This is a genomic window from Brasilonema angustatum, from assembly GCF_059505445.1.
On sequence record NZ_JCACKO010000125.1, the window covers coordinates 1 to 17,981 of the forward strand.

Below are 17,981 nucleotides of genomic sequence, written 5' to 3' on the forward strand. Positions count from 1 at the left end.
CATTTTTTCCTATCTCAATCACTGTAAGGCTTTTGGGTTTCGCACCGCGAACTAGACTAATTTTGGTTATTAAACCGCCAAACCTTTTACAAACCCTTGACATTATGAGGCTTTGAGGGAATGAAACAGCCCTGCTTCTTCAGAGTTCCCTGTTCCCTGCACTTGTTGGAAGTTAAAACAACATACACCACAAGGTAGGCGCATAACATAACGAATAGACCCTAGAATAACAAGCAATCTGGCAACATTAGGCTGACAAGTCTTTAACATTTCTGCCAGAACAAAAATGATATTTTGAGGAGATCAATATGCAAACCATGCGTACTAAGTTTGTGGGTTGGATTATTGTTACTGTCATGAGTCTGTGGGCGCTTCCTTCCTTGGCGGAGGACATCGCCGTCACTGATTTGCCAAAAACGGTCACTCAAGCGATACAAAAACGCTTTCCCTCCGCGAAGCTGATTTCGGCGGAGAAAGAAAACGATAACAATCAGACTCACTATGAAGTAAAGTTCCAGAACGGGAATCAGAAGCAAAAAGTCCACGTAAGACCGAACGGATCGATATACAAAGTGGAGATTGATGACTAACCGAATCAGTGAACAGTGAACAGTAAACAGTGAACAGTAAAGAAGGGGTGGACGAGTCCGTTTCCTACCTGATAACTGATAACTGGTAACTGATAACTGATAACTGTTAAGACTCCCTACTTCGTCTCCATCCAATTGTCGCCCACTCGAACATCCACAATTAACGGTACACTCAACGACACCGCATTTTCCATGACAGACTTAATATGCGGTTGTAATTTTCCCCATTCTTCTGGTAGAACCTCAAACACTAATTCGTCGTGTACCTGTAACAATAGACGCGTTTGATAACTTTGCAAAACTTCATGCAGCTTTACCATCGCGATTTTAATAATATCAGCGCTGGAACCTTGAATGGGAGCATTGGCAGCTGCACGAAGTAACCCCGCATCTTCAGCACCTAAATTACCAAGTTTTTTCAAGTCGATATCTTCTGGGTTGTTGCCTTTGTATTTGCGTATGCTGTTGCTGGTAAAATCTAAATAACGACGACGCCCCAAAATTGTTTCTACATAACCTTGGGATATTGCCTGCTTTTTCACTCCTTCTAAATATTCAAACACTTTGGGATAGCGACTGTTAAATCGCTTAATAAATTCGTTCGCATTGGCTTTATCCACACCAGTTGATCGCGAAAACCGCAGAGAACCCATTCCATAAATCACACCAAAGTTGATCGTTTTTGCTAACCGTCGTTCGTCTGATGTGACATTTTCTTTTTCAAAAACGAGCCGCGCTGTTACAGTGTGAATGTCCTCATTTTGTTGATAAGCTTCAACTAAAACAGGCTCTTGACTCAAATGAGCCAAAATCCGTAACTCGATTTGTGAGTAATCAGCAGCAACCATCAACCAACCAGATTGTGGCACAAATGCTTTACGAATCTGGCGACTAAAAGCAGTGCGAATGGGGATGTTTTGTAAATTCGGATCAGAAGATGACAACCTACCAGTAGATGTTACCGTTTGGTTAAAACTCGTATGTACTCTGTGAGTATCCGGACGAACTAATTTTGGCAGAGAATCTACATAAGTTGATTTCAACTTCGATAAGGTACGATACTCAACAATGGCATCAATAATTCCAGTTTCATCAACTTCTCGCAATCTTTCCAATGTCGCAGCATCTGTAGAATAACCCGTTTGAATTTTACGAGAATACTTTGTGCTTAACTCTAATTTTTCAAACAAGATTTTGCTCAATTGTTTGGGGGAACCCAAGTTGAATTTTTCCTCAGCAATGTTATAAACTTCTTCTTCAAACTTGGCTAAATCTGTTTCTAACTGCTGCGAAAGTTCTTGTAGGTACGCTGTATCTACAGAAATTCCCTGGTATTCCATCTCAGCTAAAACTGGTTCTAGTGGCTGTTCCACATCCACGAGTAGTTTATACAAAGCTGGAATTTTCTCAAGTTCCTCTCGCAATTTTGCCACGAGTTGGAATGTGACATAAACATCCATACCGCAGTAATCTGCGACGCTGGGAATATCCAAGTCAGCGATGGTTTTCCCTTTTGGAACCAAATCTGTATAACTTTTTGCCGTTAAACCCAAGTAACCCTGAGCCAAATCACTTAGATTATGGTTACTATCGGGATTTCGGACATAACTTGCTAGCATGGAGTCAAAGACAACTCCCGCCAACTTAACTCCTTGACACCGTAGAACTAAGCGGTCAAATTTAGCATTTTGCAAAGCCTTGGGATAATCAGCACTTTCTAAAATTGGACGTAGTGCTTTTAAGGCAAAATCTTTGTTTAAATTGTCCCCGACTTTGTGACCAAGTGGTATGTAAGCCATCTCATCTGGTTCCCTTCCCCAGCAACAGCCAATTCCCACCAACTCAGCGTCTCGTGGTTCTAAATCAGTCGTTTCAGTATCCCAAGCAACGGGATGCTGAGTGTCGGTGAATTTTTGCAGCAGCTTTACCAATTCGGTGAGTTGTTCTGCGGTGTTAATGATGCGTGGTTTTATTACAGAAGTTGGAGGTTGTTGTTGATTTGCTGTATCATTGAGAGTAAAAAACCATAAATCATCATCTTCGTTATCTGTGCTTGGCTTAAGTTGAGTGCTGAGTGATTCGTTTGTTTCTGTTTCTGGTGTTTCTTCAATTTCCCCACCAAAACGTTGCTGAAGTTCGTTAATTTTGCCTAAAAAAGATTTTAATTCTAGCTTTTCTAAAATAGGTGTTAAGACACTGGAATCAAACCCTTTAAGAATGCAGTTTTCTAAATCGACTTCTAAAGGAACATTAAGGACTATCTCCGCTAATTTACGAGAGTTCTCAGCATCCTCTTTTCCTACTTCTAGCTTTGTGTGAATTGCGCCTTTGATTTCATGCAATGAAGCATAAATTCGCTGCACTGACTCGTACGTGTTCAGCAACCGCACTGCTGTTTTTTCGCCAATTCCCCTGACACCAGGGATATTATCTGATTTGTCACCGCAAAGAGCTTTATAATCAACGATCTGTGATGGTCTAATACCTAGTTTTTCTTTAACTTGTTCTGGACCAAATTCAGTAAGACTTGCTTTAGAAACTTTTAAGGCGTCTGGGCTAAAATACAGAACACTGATTTGTTTTTCAGTGTCGATGAGTTGAAATAAATCGCGATCGCCACTGACAATTTTGACTTGATATCCAGCCGCCGTTGCTTGCTGTGCTAAGGTTCCCAACACATCATCTGCTTCGTAACGAGCAGCAGTGACGATTTTCAGGTTGAAAGCATCCAGCAACTCGTGTAGATTTTTCAGATCTGGAATAAAATCTTCTGGTGTTTCTGGACGGTTTGCTTTGTATCTATCATCTGCTTCGTGACGGAAAGTTGGCAAACCTAAATCAAAGGCGATCGCCATTGCTTGTGGCTGTTGAGTCGCCATCACCTCCAACAAAGATTTGAGAAAGCCAAAACACACGCTTGTGGGAATTCCCGTTTTTGTCCGTAATCCGCCGTCTCTTCCTTTGGCAAAAGCGAAGTACGAACGAAAGGCGAGGGAGTGTCCATCCACTAGGATAAATGTGGGAGAAGTAGTCGTTAAGGAATCGGAAGCCAACTGGTTTTTTGGTGTTGTTTGGGACATAAACCTATTTTAGCCAGCGACTTGGGCTACGAATCCGACCTATAGAGAGAATTAAGCTATTTGCTTGGCTTGCTTTTGGCGACGGTGACGCAATTGTAACACCACACCAACTCCTCCCATACCCAAAAGTGCGATCGCACTTGCATCTTCTGGAACAGTTGCTACATTGTCCCTACCTAAATCAACCAAGAAAACAACGTCGTTGAAGTCGCGATCAGCTGTTAAAAAACCATTTCCATCAGATTTAAAACCTTTTGGTCCATACAAATCCTCAAAACCCACCAACAGATAACCATCCATTTCATAAGCCACTAGATGATCCAGTTTGTCTGGATTTTGAGTAGCATCTGCGCCGTAAACATAGCCGTTAGGATTGTTAAACCCATCTGCTTTCAGAAAGAAATTGAGTTTAGTTCCAGCTCCTTTTGTGCCTAAATCAACATAGTCTCCGATATTTAAAACGCCATTCTCTTTCCCTAGCTGACATGCTGAATTAGCGCCATTTGATGTATTACAAGAAATATTGTCAAAAACCAATCCTTTTTGGTAGTCAGAACCGTTGATAGCTTCATAAGCCAACTGGTTCTTATAGCCAGCACCCTCATTTAAGAACCAAACGCGAATATTTTGATCATTTTTTACAATCAGTTTTCTGGGGTCTAGTTTATTTAATTTGTCTTCAGGAATTGCAATTCTTTCCTGTTGCACATATTGCTGGAACTCGGTAATTCGAGATTGGAATCCTGAATCATCGGTTGATTTCTCTTTAACTTCATAGGGTGTCAGGTTCTCCCAAGTAAATGTGGCAGCGCCTGCAGGACTGACAGCAGAAAATACACTTGTGATAGCAGCTGTTGCAGCAAAAAGTCCTGTTATTTTTTTTCTAATCATATAAAATTTTTATTTTTTTGTCTTGGAAAATACTCTGTTGTTTAGGCTCTAATATCGATCAGTTCGAGAAAAAATAAAACGATCTTAATTGGGCAGACAATTACACAGCAACACTTCCCCTAACTAGAACGAACTATCCGTTTGAGGAACTCTACCCAACACCAGCTGAAAGGTTTTCTGGGGTTGCGACTGCCTACTTAAACTGAAATTTCTTCTGTTCTGAACTATATTAGTTTGGAATCCAAATCTTTTTTGAGTAATGGAACATGAGTTCATTCTTTTATATCTTAGGTTTTGATTGAGTGACTAGAGTATTTTCCGAATATTTTTTATTGTCTTGATAAAAAATATTGTTCCTGTCAAATTTGAGATTTTTTTCATGTTGAGACTCAATCACGCAATATTCTCTATAAGCAAAAATATGAGATCAATGGTTGAAAGTATTGCTGATCATTTTCATGCTATGAAAATGATTTCTATCATGACTTACTCAAACTATATAAGTAGTAGCTCGTAAGTGGAAATAATTCTATATAGCATTTACCATATACTAATCACAGTTTCATCTGTATATCTGTGTAAAAATTTGTTCACAATGACGAGATGAATTCATTTGTATTCTCTTGTTAGTCCTGTTTACTCTTACTCGCCCTTCGGCTACGCTCAGGGCAAGCCTCTACAGCGTGATAGCCTGTTAATCTCTATATTGGAACTTCAATATTCACTCATCAATTATGCATAAAGTGTCTGCCACAGAATTGGCATTACCTGGCATTGGGGATACATCTACTTTTGACATTCAACTGCTGGTTGTAGATATCGATGGCACAATCGCAGGAAAATCTAACAGCATCAGCACAGCCGTGAAGCAGGCAATTGTTGCAGCACAAGCACGGGGTATTCAAGTGGCGATCGCCACTGGTCGTATGTATCGTTCCGCTTTGCGCTTTCATCAAGAAATTGGCTCAACCCTGCCATTATTAGCTTACCAAGGGGCTTGGATTCAAGACCCAGCTACCCAAAAAATTCATCGCCATTTGCCTGTTTCCCGAGAGTTAGCACACAAGCTTCTAGACTATTTTGAACAACCAGAGTTACGAACGCTCTTATCTGTTCACTTCTATATCAATGATCAGCTTTATGTCCGTGAAATAACCAGGGAAACAGAAATTTACGCAGAACGTAGTGGAATTACCCCTATTGCTGTGGGAGACTTACGCCAAGTCACCAGCAATGAACCCACAAAAATTTTGGCATTGTGCGATGACATAAATATCATTCAACAGTTACTGGGAAATTTGCGCGGCCAATACACCCCAGCCGAACTATACCTCACCACATCTGTTGCCACATTTTTTGAAGCGACTAACCCTTTTGTCAACAAAGGCACTGGGGTACGTTACTTGGCCGAAGAATTACTGGGACTGCAAAGAATTAATGTCATGACCATTGGTGATAACTTCAATGACGTGGAAATGTTGGAGTATGCTGGTATAGGTGTAGCGATGGGTAATGCACCAGCAGCAGTGCAAGCTAAAGCCCAGTGGGTAGCTCCTGACGTAGAGTGTGATGGAGCTGCAGCCGCGATTGAGAGATTTTTACTGTGTTAAAAGTAGTTAGTAGTGGGTAGTCAGAGGGGATTTTGTCTGTATAACCGTGACTTCCACTCACTAGGGATAAAATCAGAAAGAGCACCGACGACTGGCCGTGTTTCGTCTCGGTGCTCCTGCTGGTTCGCTCCTCACACATTGGATAGTATACCCAAGGAAATATGGCGAGTCAATGATTGTTAAAAAAAGTTTATTTTTTGGGAGATTTTCTTGTTTATACTTCGTAGAGAGCAAAAAAACCTAATTTTTCTTCCAACACAAACTTCAACACAGACTGTGTAGCCAAAGCCAATCCTATTTTGGCTTGAGCGAGTTCTGGCGAGGCAGTTTTCACCTCGCCGAAAATCCGGCATTTACACCAAAAAGTTTCAAAAACTCGACTTAAATCTAACGCAGCTTTTTCCCAATTAACTGAGTCGTCAAAATCAGAACCCTCTACTTTATCTACCACTCGTACTAACTCATTGATCAGGAGATAGGAAGCTGGGTGATTGAAACGCAGTTTTTCATCACTGTTCAGCCAAGGAATAGGATTGGGAGTAAAAATGCTTGACAAAAGGTTTTGCTTGACATTATCACCCTCATCAACATTTGATTCCCTCAGTTTAATCAATCCCTCGTGAACACCCAGTCGTAAGAGCGAGCAGCAGCGTGCATGAGCATATTGAACAGTGAATAAGGAAGCAGAGTTTGGGGAAGAAAAGGGAGAAGAGGAAATGGAGCTCTTAATGGGGTGCTGGGGGGAAAAAGAACCAATGGACATTCTTTCTTCCTGCTCAGAGCTCAGAGATCCCTGCTCCTTGTCCCCTGTTCCCTGCTCTTTGCTCTTTGATCCCTGCTCAATAACTCCCCCTACAGTAAGATTCTGCAACCAATCAGCTAAGAGGGAATGAGTCAGTTCCAAGTGAATCCAACCAGGGGAAACGACTTGAACTTTGAAATCTTTGTCATAGTTTGTTGAAATATGAGAGGTAATGCCATTTGCAATCTCTATAGCGGGATATTTTTCAAATTTCGCCAGCCGCAAAGCTATACCTGAAATATAAACAATTGTCTCATTATATCCACCCTGAGATAGAGGAATTTTTATGTCTTTTGTGCGTTCACTATGCAGAAAATTAGCATAAGTACTTAAAGCGATTGCTAATTTGCTGCTTACTAACTGTTTTATTGCTTTATACTTAGGTTGGTGTAATTTATATTGCAAAAATATTTAAGTTATATTACTCTTGACATAATGTCTTCAATATTTGTCATCTGTCTAAGGAAATAAGTTAAATTTACGGAAAGAAAAATTAGAATTGTGCAAAATTTAATTAAATTAGAGTAAATTTTACTACCTTAATTGTACAGTAAGAAGTATAACAAAAGAGTAGGAGCTACGCTTTCTACCTTTTGGATGAGTGGTACAGTTAGGTTTAATGCCTCTTGTGCCGACATCAAAGACACTCCTTGCACCTTTTTATGACGTCTTTGTCTTCCGCCGAACGCTCTTTGTTACCTATGCAATCTCCATCCTCTTTCTCTGAGGCATCACGTCCTTTTTTGACTTGGCAACGAATTCTTGATTGGGCTCAGGAACACTACCGCTGCCGCACCTTTAGCAAAGATGAGCGCATTCCAGCCCGAGCTGGATTGCTGTACTTGGTGCAAAGGGGTGCGATCCGTATGGTGGGAACCGCCCAGGTAAGTGCAACTGCAAGTCAGTTAACATCTCGACGCATCAATAGAACTCCCGAAGAAGCTTTCTTAGGGTTTGTTGGTGCAGGGCAACCGTTTGAAATTGTTGCCCAGTCACCATTCACGCTCCAGGCTTATGCCCATGTAGACCAAACTGCTGTACTGTGGATGTACTGGCACGATTTGGACAATTGGCCTCACTTCCGCCGCGAAGTCATGGATGCCTTTAGGTATCAGCACCAGCGCAAGCTGCTGTGGCTGAGTGCCTTGGGACAACGACGCACGATTGACCGACTCCTAGGATTCCTCACATTGTTGATTGAGGAATATGGAGAACCGTCAATGAGCGATACCGACCCAGATGTGATTCGCGGTTATTGCCTGCCTTTCCCCCTCACCCATGCCCAAATTGGCAGCGCGATCGGTTCGACTCGTGTTACCGTCACCCGCTTGATGGGTAAATTGCGTCAACGTGGCTTAATCCTTACTCAAGGCGACAATCTGATTTGCTTGCCAGCAGAGTCAATTAACAGAGGTAACTAAGCTCACACCGGATGCAGTGGACAGCGAATTTTAAGAAACCCTGCAAGGGTCATGAATTCGATATCCCTGCACAAGCTGGCAGTAAGTTGGCAAAAGGGATACCCACTTGCTGCTGAAGTTGACAATCTGTTTGACCACCACAAACAGATTGCACACAATTAGGTACTTTCCATTTTGGAAAGCCTCAATGTTCAATTTTCTTGTGCCCTTACCAGAACATTTAGAAGGGAGGACAAATGATTCTTGGTAAGGATCAAGGAATTGCCCAAGTATGCTGCTACAAAGGCAAAGGTTAAGTAGAATATTGAGGAAAAATCTTCGAGGCACAAGTGTAGTAAATGCGACTTTTGACTACCAGCCACTTTTTTTGCAGGGCTTGGGTGGAAGTGGGGACAAACTCCACATTAGGGAAGAAAAACGTCACCACCCAAAACGCCCTGCATAAATTGTTTGACATTAGAACTTATACCAATTCAAAAGGCGTGGCGTTAGCCATAGGGTAGCAACTGCCGTTAGCGTAGCGAGACCGGAGGTCTTCCCCGTTCGCCTTTGGCGTGCCGTAGGCATAGGGTGTACGCAGTTCATGATGGCTACTTAGTAAAAAATTTGAGAACATATTTCAGCTAGATACAGACATTTTAAACGGCAAGACGGGCAAGCAAAATGCAAAGATTGCACCGTTAGGAAATCGATTTTCTGCCCAGATTTTGCCGCTATGCGCTTCTATGATTTGACGAGTTAAATACAACCCCAAGCCAGAACCTTTGGCTTGGCGATCGCTGTGTCCCTGATAAAACCGCTTAAAAAGGTTTGGCAGTTCTTCTGACTTTATGCCTGGTCCAGTATCTATAACTTTAGCAGTTTGATAAGAGGAACCTGCTTCTAACACAACCTCCACTTTGCCACCGCGAGGAGAGTGGTTGATAGCATTAGTCAGAAGATTAGTAAATACCCGTTGCAGTTGCAAGGCATCACCATGAACCCAAAGGAACTTGCGAAAGTCTGACTCACCGTAGTTGCAGGAAATATGAACGCGACGACTGGAAGCAAGTTCGGTCAAAGTTATTGCCACATCTTCAGCAATTTCAACAAGATTAACAGGTGCTAACTGTAGCTTTAACCCCTCCATATCGTTGCGGTAGACATCCAAGAGCGTTTCTACCATCTGCAAACTAGTCTGGTGGCTCTTAATCATCGTTGTTAAAACTTTTTTCTGGGCTGGAACAACAGAGCCAAAATTTTCTCGTTCAAACGCCTGTAATGTCTCAAGGGCTCCCAATAGAGGAGTTTTCAAGTCATGAGTTAGGGTAGAGGCAAAGTCTTCTCGCACACTCGCTAACTTCTTTTGTGCGTGAAGTTTTGCTTGTTGTTTTAAGAGTGCTTCTTGATACAGACGATTGCGATCGCCCAAAATACCTGTCACTATTAATGCTAAGACTGCAATCAATCGACTAGCAATTGTGGAAGCTCTAACAGGAAGGATACCTGGAACCCATACGTTCAGAATCGTTAGAATGCAAGCAACTAGAGTCAGTTGTAGCGTTGCCATTCGACTCAGACGAGCATTTGCTATCATAATTGGACCGATATAAAGGTAACCAAACACATAGTCTGGTGGAGTAGAGAACTCCAATAGAACCACAATCGTAAATAGTCCAATAATTATCCAAGATGTTCTCAAGCGCGGGTTGTTTTTATGGCTTACAAGTTTGAGCACCGACATCTCGAGATGGAACATAAAAGCTGTGTGTCAAGTATAACAAATCTCTTCAAAACCTAGTTACTTTTGACTAAAAATAATTGTTTATTTTATATTTTTAACTATCTATATTTGCAGATATAGACTTCATCTAAACGCGCTAAACGTTTATCGTTCTCAAGAGATATATGCTAATGGATAGAATTCATAAATAATTATATCTTGTAAGTTTTGAAGAAAAGTTTGATAATAAGAAATCTGAGAAGCACCTATAAAACATAGGGTGCTAAGTGATTATGAGAGAAAATATAATTTTCTATAGAACGATTAGGCTAAAATCCATTGGAACTTATGTTTATTACTGGAAAGCGGCTGTTACAGGTGTATTTACATTAGCGTTGATTTTAGGCTTTCCCTTTGAGTATGCTCCTAGTTAAATCACGGTTCAAAACCTGTTCAAACTTCTATATACGGATAGATTTTTTCTTTGTCAATTCCTGACAACAGACTAGACAGCAAATTTCAAGTATAAAGACAAAAATTGAGGAAAGTAAAGGAGTAAGAAGTGGTGTCGTGAAATAAATGAAAAAACGCTGTCAATGTGAAAAGATCAAACTTAATTAATTTATTGATGCTGGAGTTAGACTAACTCATGCTAGAAGGATGGATTCAAATTGCATTAACGCTACTGATTGTAGTCGTGATAACTCCCTTTTTTGGGCGATACATGGCGCGTGTCTTTCAGGAGCAAAGGACGTTTCTCGACCCGATTTTGAACCCAGTTGAGCGCATGCTTTACTCCGCAATTGGCGTTTCTGCCAAGGAGGACATGACGGGTTGGCAGTATGCGCGGGCAATTTTGTACAGCAACATTGTCATGGGGTTGCTCATCTTCTTCATGATTATGAATCAGGGATGGCTACCGCTCAACCCCACCAAAATAAGTGCCCCAACTTGGGACACAGTAGTACACACCACCATTTCCTTCATTACCAATACCAACCAGCAGCACTATTCTGGTGAAACTTACTTGAGTTACGCCAGCCAAATGTGGGGACTGGGGTATCATATGTTTACCTCGGCTGCAACAGGTATAGCGGTGGCGATCGCCTTTATTCGCGGGTTGACAGGCAGACCATTGGGCAACTTCTACGTAGATCTGATTCGCTCAATTACGCGGATTTTACTACCCATTAGTATTGTGGGGGGAATCATTATGATCGCGGCTGGTGTTCCGGAAACACTGGCAGGCCCAGCTGTGTTTGCCACTTTAGAAGATCCTAATATCAGTCAGGCGATCGCTCGTGGTCCAGTTGCCCATTTTGAAATCATTAAGGAACTAGGCGAGAACGGCGGCGGCTTTTTCGCCATCAACTCAGCACACCCCTTTGAAAATCCAAATGGTTTGACCAATCTCATCCAGCTTGTCGCCATCATCTCGATACCCACTTCGCTGATTTATACTTATGGCATCATTGCTAACAACGTCAAGCAAGCTTGGTTGGTATATAGTATACCGTTTGCCATTCTAGTGGTCTTTGTCATTATTACAGCGATTGGTGAATATAACGGTAATCCTGCGGTAAACGCCTTGTTGGGAAGTCAGCAACCGAACCTAGAGGGTAAGGAAGTTCGATTTGGTTGGGCACAATCAGCTCTGTATGCTGTGTTCACAACTGCCACTATGTGCGGTGCGGTCAATAGCTTGCATGATTCATTTATGCCTAGTGGTGGTTTCGTCACCCTTTCCAATATGTTTCTCCAGATTGTGTTTGGAGGACAAGGTACGGGAACCGCTTATTTGTTTGCTTACCTAATTCTGGCAGTATTCGTTACAGGTCTGATGGTAGGAAGGACACCGGAATTTCTGGGACGCAAAATTGAAAAGCGTGAGGTAGTGCTTGCCAGTTTCTTGCTTCTGATGGTTCACCCAATCGCCATTCTGATTCCAGCAGGAATAACCCTAGCATTCCCCGATCAACTAGCAGGAATCAGTAATCCTGGCTTCCACGGTTTTGCTCAAGTCATTTACGAATATGCCTCAGCTGCAGCCAACAACGGGTCTGGGTTTGAAGGCTTAGGCGATTCACAACCGTCTCCAATAGCGATCGTAACAGGAGCAAAAACCACGGTAACTGCCTTGTGGTGGAACCTGAGTACTTGCTTTAGTCTCCTCGCAGGACGCTATATCCCAATCATAGGTTTATTGTTGCTTGCTGATAGTATGTCGCGCAAGCAATCTGTTCCCTTTACAACTGGTACATTGCGAACCGATACCAAACTGTTTACCAGCGTAACCGCTGGTGTCATCCTGATTTTGGGCGCACTCACGTTCTTTCCAGTCCTAGCATTTGGACCAATTGGCGAAGCCTTCCAAATTGCTAAAGGTATTGGCTAACAGTAATCAGTGAACAGTGAACAGTGAATAGAGTCAGCGATTTCTTGACCCCCCTGCTAACTGGTAACTGCTAACTGGTAACTGCTAACTGATAACTGCTAACTGATAACTGACAACTGATAACTGACTAATGTATGCGAAGCACTACTGACCAATCTACGTCTTCCCGTTCACCTCGTGTTCCCCAAGGAAGCCGTGACTCGCGTAGGCACACCCCCAAGGCAGATATGCGGGGATTGTACCAGAGGGCGATTCGGGAGTCGTTCGTCAAACTCAATCCTCGAACTGCCGTCAAAAACCCAGTCATGTTTATCGTCTGGGTAGGAACGATTGTCACCTTCCTAGTGACCGTTGATCCCAATTTATTTGGCACCGTACAGGCAGATATCAATCAGCAACGCCTGTTAAACGGGTTGATTACCTTGATTCTATTTTTCACAGTTCTGTTTGCGAACTTTGCGGAAGCCGTAGCTGAAGGACGCGGAAAGGCACAAGCAGACTCGCTCAAAGCAACGCGTTCAGACACCGTTGCCCGCAAAATGCTGCCCGACGGTTCCATTAAAGAAGTCAACTCCACCGAACTGCGGCGAGGTGATTTGGTAAAGGTGAGTGCTGGTAACATGATTCCTGCTGATGGGGAAATCACTCAAGGCATCGGTTCGGTAGATGAGTCTGCCATCACCGGAGAATCCGCCCCTGTACTAAAGCAACCAGGCACGGACATTGCCAGTTCGGTGACGGGAGGTACGCGGTTGCTGTCTGACGAATTAACGATTCGGATTACAGCCGATCCAGGTCAAGGCTTTATTGACCGCATGATCGCCTTGGTAGAGGGAGCAGAACGCACCAAAACTCCCAATGAAATTGCGCTGACAGTGCTGCTTGCTGTACTGACGCAGGTGTTTGTGATTGTGGTATCAACGATTCCACCGTTTGCGGGTTATATTGCAAACTTTATTAGCACTGTTTATGGAGCTGAAGCAGGAAACAGTTTACGCGCTGGTGCTAGCATTGCCATCCTGATCTCACTGCTGGTTGCTCTGATTCCCACCACAATTGGTGGTTTGCTGAGCGCCATTGGTATCGCTGGGATGGACAGAGTTGCCCAGTTTAACGTGATTGCCACTTCCGGACGAGCCGTAGAAGCATGCGGTGACATCAACTCGTTGGTGCTAGATAAAACAGGTACCATCACCTTAGGAAACCGGATGGCTGATGAATTTATTCCTCTCAATGGTCATTCCCTCGAAGATGTAGCGCGAATATCCCTAGCAGCCAGTGTGTTTGATGAGACACCAGAAGGTAAATCAATCGTGGGACTGGCAGAAAGGCAGCGAGTTGGGGTAGACTTTGATACTAGTAAGGCAGAGGGAGTAGAGTTCTCCGCGAAAACCCGCATGAGTGGTACCGATTTACCCGATGGCAAACAAGTTCGTAAAGGCGCAGTGGATGCAATTAAGGGGTTTGTCCGTTCCCGTAACGGCAATGTTCCTAGTGATTTAGACGCAGCTTATGAAAGAGTTTCCCGGTTAGGAGGGACACCGTTAGCCGTCTGCTTTGAGAACGATCTCTATGGCGTTATTTACCTCAAAGACATTGTGAAACCAGGTTTGCGCGAACGGTTTGACCAACTCCGGCGGATGGGGGTTAAAACTATCATGCTCACAGGTGACAACCGCATTACGGCTGAGGTTATAGCTCAAGAGGCGGGAGTTGATGATTTTATCGCAGAAGCTACCCCAGAAGACAAAATTGAAGTGATTCGCTCTGAACAAGCCGAGGGCAAGTTGGTAGCTATGACTGGGGACGGTACCAACGATGCCCCGGCGCTAGCACAAGCAAATGTCGGTGTGGCGATGAACTCTGGGACACAAGCCGCCAAAGAAGCTGCGAACATGGTGGACTTGGACTCTGACCCCACCAAGCTAATTGATTTGGTGACAATTGGTAAACAACTGCTGATTACCCGTGGGGCATTAACAACCTTCTCAATTGCCAACGATATTGCTAAGTATTTCGCCATCATTCCCACTATTTTTGCGGCGGCTGGAATTGGTGCACTAAATATCATGGGATTAAAAAGTGCCCAGTCTGCCATTCTCTCGGCGCTGATTTACAACGCCCTAGTTATCCCAGCACTCATTCCCATAGCTTTAAAAGGGGTGAAGTTCCGCCCTCTGACAGCAGATCAACTGCTACGACGCAATATCCTTATCTACGGTCTTGGCGGTATAATTGCTCCCTTTATAGCCATCAAATTGATTGACCTCATCCTGCCGTTCTCCTGAGCGCTTAGCGATCAGCAATCAACTTTTCCTACTATTAATAACAAACTATTAGCAAACCCCTGCTATGAAACCTGTTCGCATACAACGTATTATTCCATCACCCCAAATCTCTGACTCTGTATTTGAAACAGCGATTGAAATCTGGTCTTCTGCCAAGAGACAAAAGCTGCCGTTGTATTTATTTTTGGGGATGTGTTTTAACTTAGTGGTTGCGCCTGTGGTTTACGCTGCCACTAATGAAACATTTTCTCGCAACCAAGCTTGGGCATTGGGACTGTTAGGACTGGTGACGGTTGGTCTTTCTATCTATCTGTTTTTCGTGATGTTTGTACCGGAGAAATTCTGATGAGTTTTGCACGTGATGCAGGTAGAGCCGTTCGTTCTACCATAGTCCTTTGGGTGATTACAGCTATAATTTATCCATTTTTTATGATTGCTTGTGGGCAGATTTTGTTCCCGTTTCAGGCAAATGGCAGCTTGGTTCAAAATCGTCAAGGCAAAATTATCGGTTCTGCATTGATTGGTCAACCTTTTACTTCGGATCGCTACTTCAATAGTCGCCCCAGTACCACCAGCTACAGCACTGCTGACCCGAAAAAGGATGAAGCTGGTGTTCTCAAAACTGGAATATCTGGTGCGAGCAACTTGGCTCCTAGTAATCCAGACTTACTCAGTCGTATTAAGGGCAAAAATGACCCCGACCCCAAAAAACAAACTGAAGGTGACCTCAATCGACTCAAAAAAGCAGGTGTGCAACCTACTGCCGATTTAGTCTACACCTCTGGTTCCAGTCTTGATCCACACATCAGCCTCGAAGCTGCTAAGGCGCAAATTGCACGCGTGGCAAAAGTGCGAGGACTCCAGGCGAATCAGCTCGAAACCTTGATTGCTCAAAATACCGATGGTCGCTTTCTGGGCATCTTTGGTGAACCAGGAGTCAACATATTGAAGCTGAATCTAGCTTTGGATGTATTGAAACCCTCAATTTCGTGAAAAAAATCGAGAAATAAGAGCATCAGGGGATGGAAAGTCTAGGAAAGAACCGTTCCTTGTACTTATCCTTTATTCTTTGCAAATGAGAATTGACCAACCACGATTTCTATGAGCGACTGTCTTCCTTCCACCCACCAATCCTTTCAGCCTTTGGAGGATGGTAGTATTTCCTCCCCTGGTGAGTATAATTCGCTGCTCAAAAACCGCTACCATATCCTCAAACCCCTTGCGACAGGAGGATTTAGTAAAACTTTTCTCGCTGTCGATGCTAATCGTCAGGTAGAAAACGAATTCTGCCTGATCAAACAATTGTTTCCACATCACCAAGCTGTTCACCATCACCAGAAAGCAAGAAAACTATTTCACCAGGAATCTGTACTTTTAGCAGAACTTGGTAAGCATCCCCAGATTCCCCAATTGTTAGACTCCTTTGAGCAGGATGGACAGCAGTATTTAGTCCAAGAATGGATTGACGGAGAAACTTTGGAAGAGGAATTGGCGCAAGAAGGAGCATTCAATGAAGCTGAAATTCGGCAATTACTCTTGGAGTTATTACCTGTTTTGCAGTTTGTTCATGATCATCAGGTGATTCACCGCGACATTAAACCAACAAACATTATTCGTCGCCGTAATCATGGTCAACTGATGTTAGTAGATTTTGGGGTTGCGAAGTATTCTGCTAACATAATTGCCGAAAAAACTGGAACCACTATTGGTAGTGCTGAATACGCAGCACCTGAGCAAGTAAAGGGCAAACCTGTTTTTGCCAGCGATCTTTACAGCCTGGGTGTCACTTGCTTGCATTTGCTCACACTGATGTCGCCATTTGAACTGCATGATTGTAATGAAGATGCTTGGATATGGCGCTCATATTTGACCACACCAATTAGCTCTTCTCTAGAGCAGGTTTTATGCAAGTTGCTACAAAGAGCAACCAAACAACGCTATCAATCCGCTAAAGAGGTTCTGGCAGACTTGAATGATTTGCCAAAACACATCGTTTTTCCATCAAAGCCACCTGCAAAACCAAGCACAGACAATCACGATTTTTACTTCGGGTTTAGTCTTAAAGAAGATCTACCTGCTTCAATAATTCCATATGCTACAGCACTAAATATTCACTCCATCGATTCTGTCAAAATTTTTGACCCCCAGACTCAAGCTTGGTATTACTTGAGTGGCAAAATCGAAGCAAAAAATGTTGTCCGGAAAGTAGCTACATTTCTACATCCATGTCTAGCAGAGGCTGCGGCTACACCAACTCTTGGAAATCAAAGGTCTCAAGCAGTTTCAGGCAATATACTCTGGAGAATTTTTACAGCAATTAGTGTTACTTACGTTGCTTTTTTGATTATTGCTTGCGTCACCGGAATTCAATCACACTTGACGAATGCTACTTGGAAAGTAGAAAACTTGAGGACGAAAGTGAGATGACTCTTATCAACGTTGATGTGCAAATTATTTACAAACTTTCCACTTTGAGTGCGCAATCCCTTTACGTTGCAAGTATTTCCCAGACGACTGACTCTAGCCAACCCAAGTTAACTGGGCAGACTGACCATAGTACAAGCTTTTTTATAGGATTTTTCTTGATTTTCGTGGTCATCGGTTTTCTCTTAGGATGTTTTTTGAAATACAAAAGATATCAAAAACTATGTACTAAGCTACAGGCCGAATTTCTTAAAGAAGTTGAAACTTTAAACAAAATAGAAAAGATGACGCCTGAGATTGATGAGAAGATTAAGTCTCAAAAGAACCAGTATGTTGAAACTTTAGAAAAGATATGGAAGATGAAGCCTTAAAGTCAAGAGATTGATTGACATGGGACAGTATGAGGAAAATAGAAAAATGCTGCTAGTGGTTTTGTCTCTTATAGCGACATTACAGGCTTTGGTATCAATGATGATGGTGAAGTTTGGAGCTACGGAGTTGGGGTAGCACTGCCAGACTTAGGTAACAAAGGGAACGTTTTAGGAGTTTTTGCAGGTGCCGAACCTTACTTAGGAAGTCTCAAGGGTGATAGACCGTACCACATTGAAGGCTTCTACAAGTATCGACTCAATGACAATATTTCTATCACCCCTGGTGTCATTTGGTTAACCAATCCTGGTCAAAGTGTCAACAACAATAGTGATGCGGTGATTGGTACGCTCAGAACGACCTTCACTTTCTAAAGGTTTAAAGAGAGTTTGAAGTTTTACTTCATCTG

13 protein-coding genes and 1 pseudogene are annotated in these 17,981 nt (G+C 42.9%); 10 read left to right on the forward strand and 4 right to left on the reverse strand.

From position 1 onward, the window contains the following. The first annotated feature begins 308 nt into the window (after nt 1-308). On the forward strand, nt 309-590 hold the full coding sequence (locus tag AC5JM2_RS20960; RefSeq protein ID WP_495836769.1) for a PepSY domain-containing protein: 282 nt from the start codon (nt 309-311) through the stop codon (nt 588-590). A 116-nt stretch (nt 591-706) separates the two neighbouring features. On the opposite strand, the gene polA is transcribed toward AC5JM2_RS20960, so the two are convergent. Further along, on the reverse strand, nt 707-3,670 hold the full coding sequence (gene polA / locus AC5JM2_RS20965; protein WP_495836770.1) for a DNA polymerase I: 2,964 nt from the start codon (nt 3,668-3,670) through the stop codon (nt 707-709). 51 nt (nt 3,671-3,721) lie between these two features. Beyond that, nucleotides 3,722-4,561 carry a DUF4114 domain-containing protein gene (locus AC5JM2_RS20970; RefSeq protein WP_495836771.1) on the reverse strand — a complete coding sequence of 280 codons (840 nt, stop codon included), beginning with the start codon at nt 4,559-4,561 and terminating at the stop codon, nt 3,722-3,724. 734 nt (nt 4,562-5,295) lie between these two features. On the opposite strand from AC5JM2_RS20970, the gene AC5JM2_RS20975 reads away from it, so the two are divergent. Next, nucleotides 5,296-6,171 (forward strand): Cof-type HAD-IIB family hydrolase, encoded by an 876-nt coding sequence (locus tag AC5JM2_RS20975; protein WP_495836772.1) that lies wholly within the window; start codon nt 5,296-5,298, stop codon nt 6,169-6,171. Nucleotides 6,172-6,385: 214 nt separating this feature from the next. Here AC5JM2_RS20975 and AC5JM2_RS20980 read toward each other — a convergent pair whose 3' ends face one another. After that, nucleotides 6,386-7,378, reverse strand: coding sequence for a DALR anticodon-binding domain-containing protein (locus AC5JM2_RS20980; RefSeq protein WP_495836773.1), 993 nt, complete (start codon nt 7,376-7,378; stop codon nt 6,386-6,388). Between the two features lie 257 nt (nt 7,379-7,635). Between AC5JM2_RS20980 and AC5JM2_RS20985 the strand changes: the two genes are divergently transcribed. Next, on the forward strand, nt 7,636-8,394 hold the full coding sequence (locus AC5JM2_RS20985) for a Crp/Fnr family transcriptional regulator (RefSeq protein ID WP_048870164.1): 759 nt from the start codon (nt 7,636-7,638) through the stop codon (nt 8,392-8,394). 619 nt (nt 8,395-9,013) lie between these two features. Here AC5JM2_RS20985 and AC5JM2_RS20990 read toward each other — a convergent pair. Further along, nucleotides 9,014-10,132, reverse strand: coding sequence for a sensor histidine kinase (locus tag AC5JM2_RS20990; RefSeq protein ID WP_495836774.1), 1,119 nt, complete (start codon nt 10,130-10,132; stop codon nt 9,014-9,016). Nucleotides 10,133-10,745: 613 nt separating this feature from the next. Between AC5JM2_RS20990 and kdpA the strand changes: the two genes are divergently transcribed. From kdpA to AC5JM2_RS21025, 7 genes and pseudogenes are all read left to right on the forward strand, one after another. Beyond that, the gene (gene kdpA, locus AC5JM2_RS20995; RefSeq protein ID WP_495836775.1) at nt 10,746-12,491 is read left to right on the forward strand and encodes a potassium-transporting ATPase subunit KdpA; all 1,746 of its coding nucleotides are present in this window, start codon (nt 10,746-10,748) and stop codon (nt 12,489-12,491) included. 134 nt (nt 12,492-12,625) lie between these two features. Next, nucleotides 12,626-14,779 (forward strand): potassium-transporting ATPase subunit KdpB, encoded by a 2,154-nt coding sequence (gene kdpB / locus AC5JM2_RS21000; RefSeq protein WP_495836776.1) that lies wholly within the window; start codon nt 12,626-12,628, stop codon nt 14,777-14,779. A 64-nt stretch (nt 14,780-14,843) separates the two neighbouring features. Further along, nucleotides 14,844-15,125 (forward strand): potassium-transporting ATPase subunit F, encoded by a 282-nt coding sequence (locus AC5JM2_RS21005; protein WP_495836777.1) that lies wholly within the window; start codon nt 14,844-14,846, stop codon nt 15,123-15,125. Continuing rightward, entirely contained in the window at nt 15,125-15,772 is a 648-nt protein-coding gene (gene kdpC, locus AC5JM2_RS21010) for a K(+)-transporting ATPase subunit C (RefSeq protein ID WP_495836778.1), read from the forward strand. The genes AC5JM2_RS21005 and kdpC overlap by 1 nt, the downstream gene beginning before the upstream one ends. A gap of 108 nt (nt 15,773-15,880) precedes the next feature. Beyond that, complete coding sequence (locus AC5JM2_RS21015; RefSeq protein ID WP_495836779.1) at nt 15,881-17,206, forward strand: protein kinase domain-containing protein; 1,326 nt, start codon at nt 15,881-15,883, stop codon at nt 17,204-17,206. Then, the gene (locus AC5JM2_RS21020; protein ID WP_495836780.1) at nt 17,203-17,574 is read left to right on the forward strand and encodes a hypothetical protein; all 372 of its coding nucleotides are present in this window, start codon (nt 17,203-17,205) and stop codon (nt 17,572-17,574) included. The genes AC5JM2_RS21015 and AC5JM2_RS21020 overlap by 4 nt, the downstream gene beginning before the upstream one ends. Nucleotides 17,575-17,616: 42 nt before the next feature. Then, nucleotides 17,617-17,946, forward strand: a pseudogene (locus AC5JM2_RS21025) (carbohydrate porin); the annotation flags it as partial. Between the last annotated feature and the right edge of the window lie 35 nt (nt 17,947-17,981).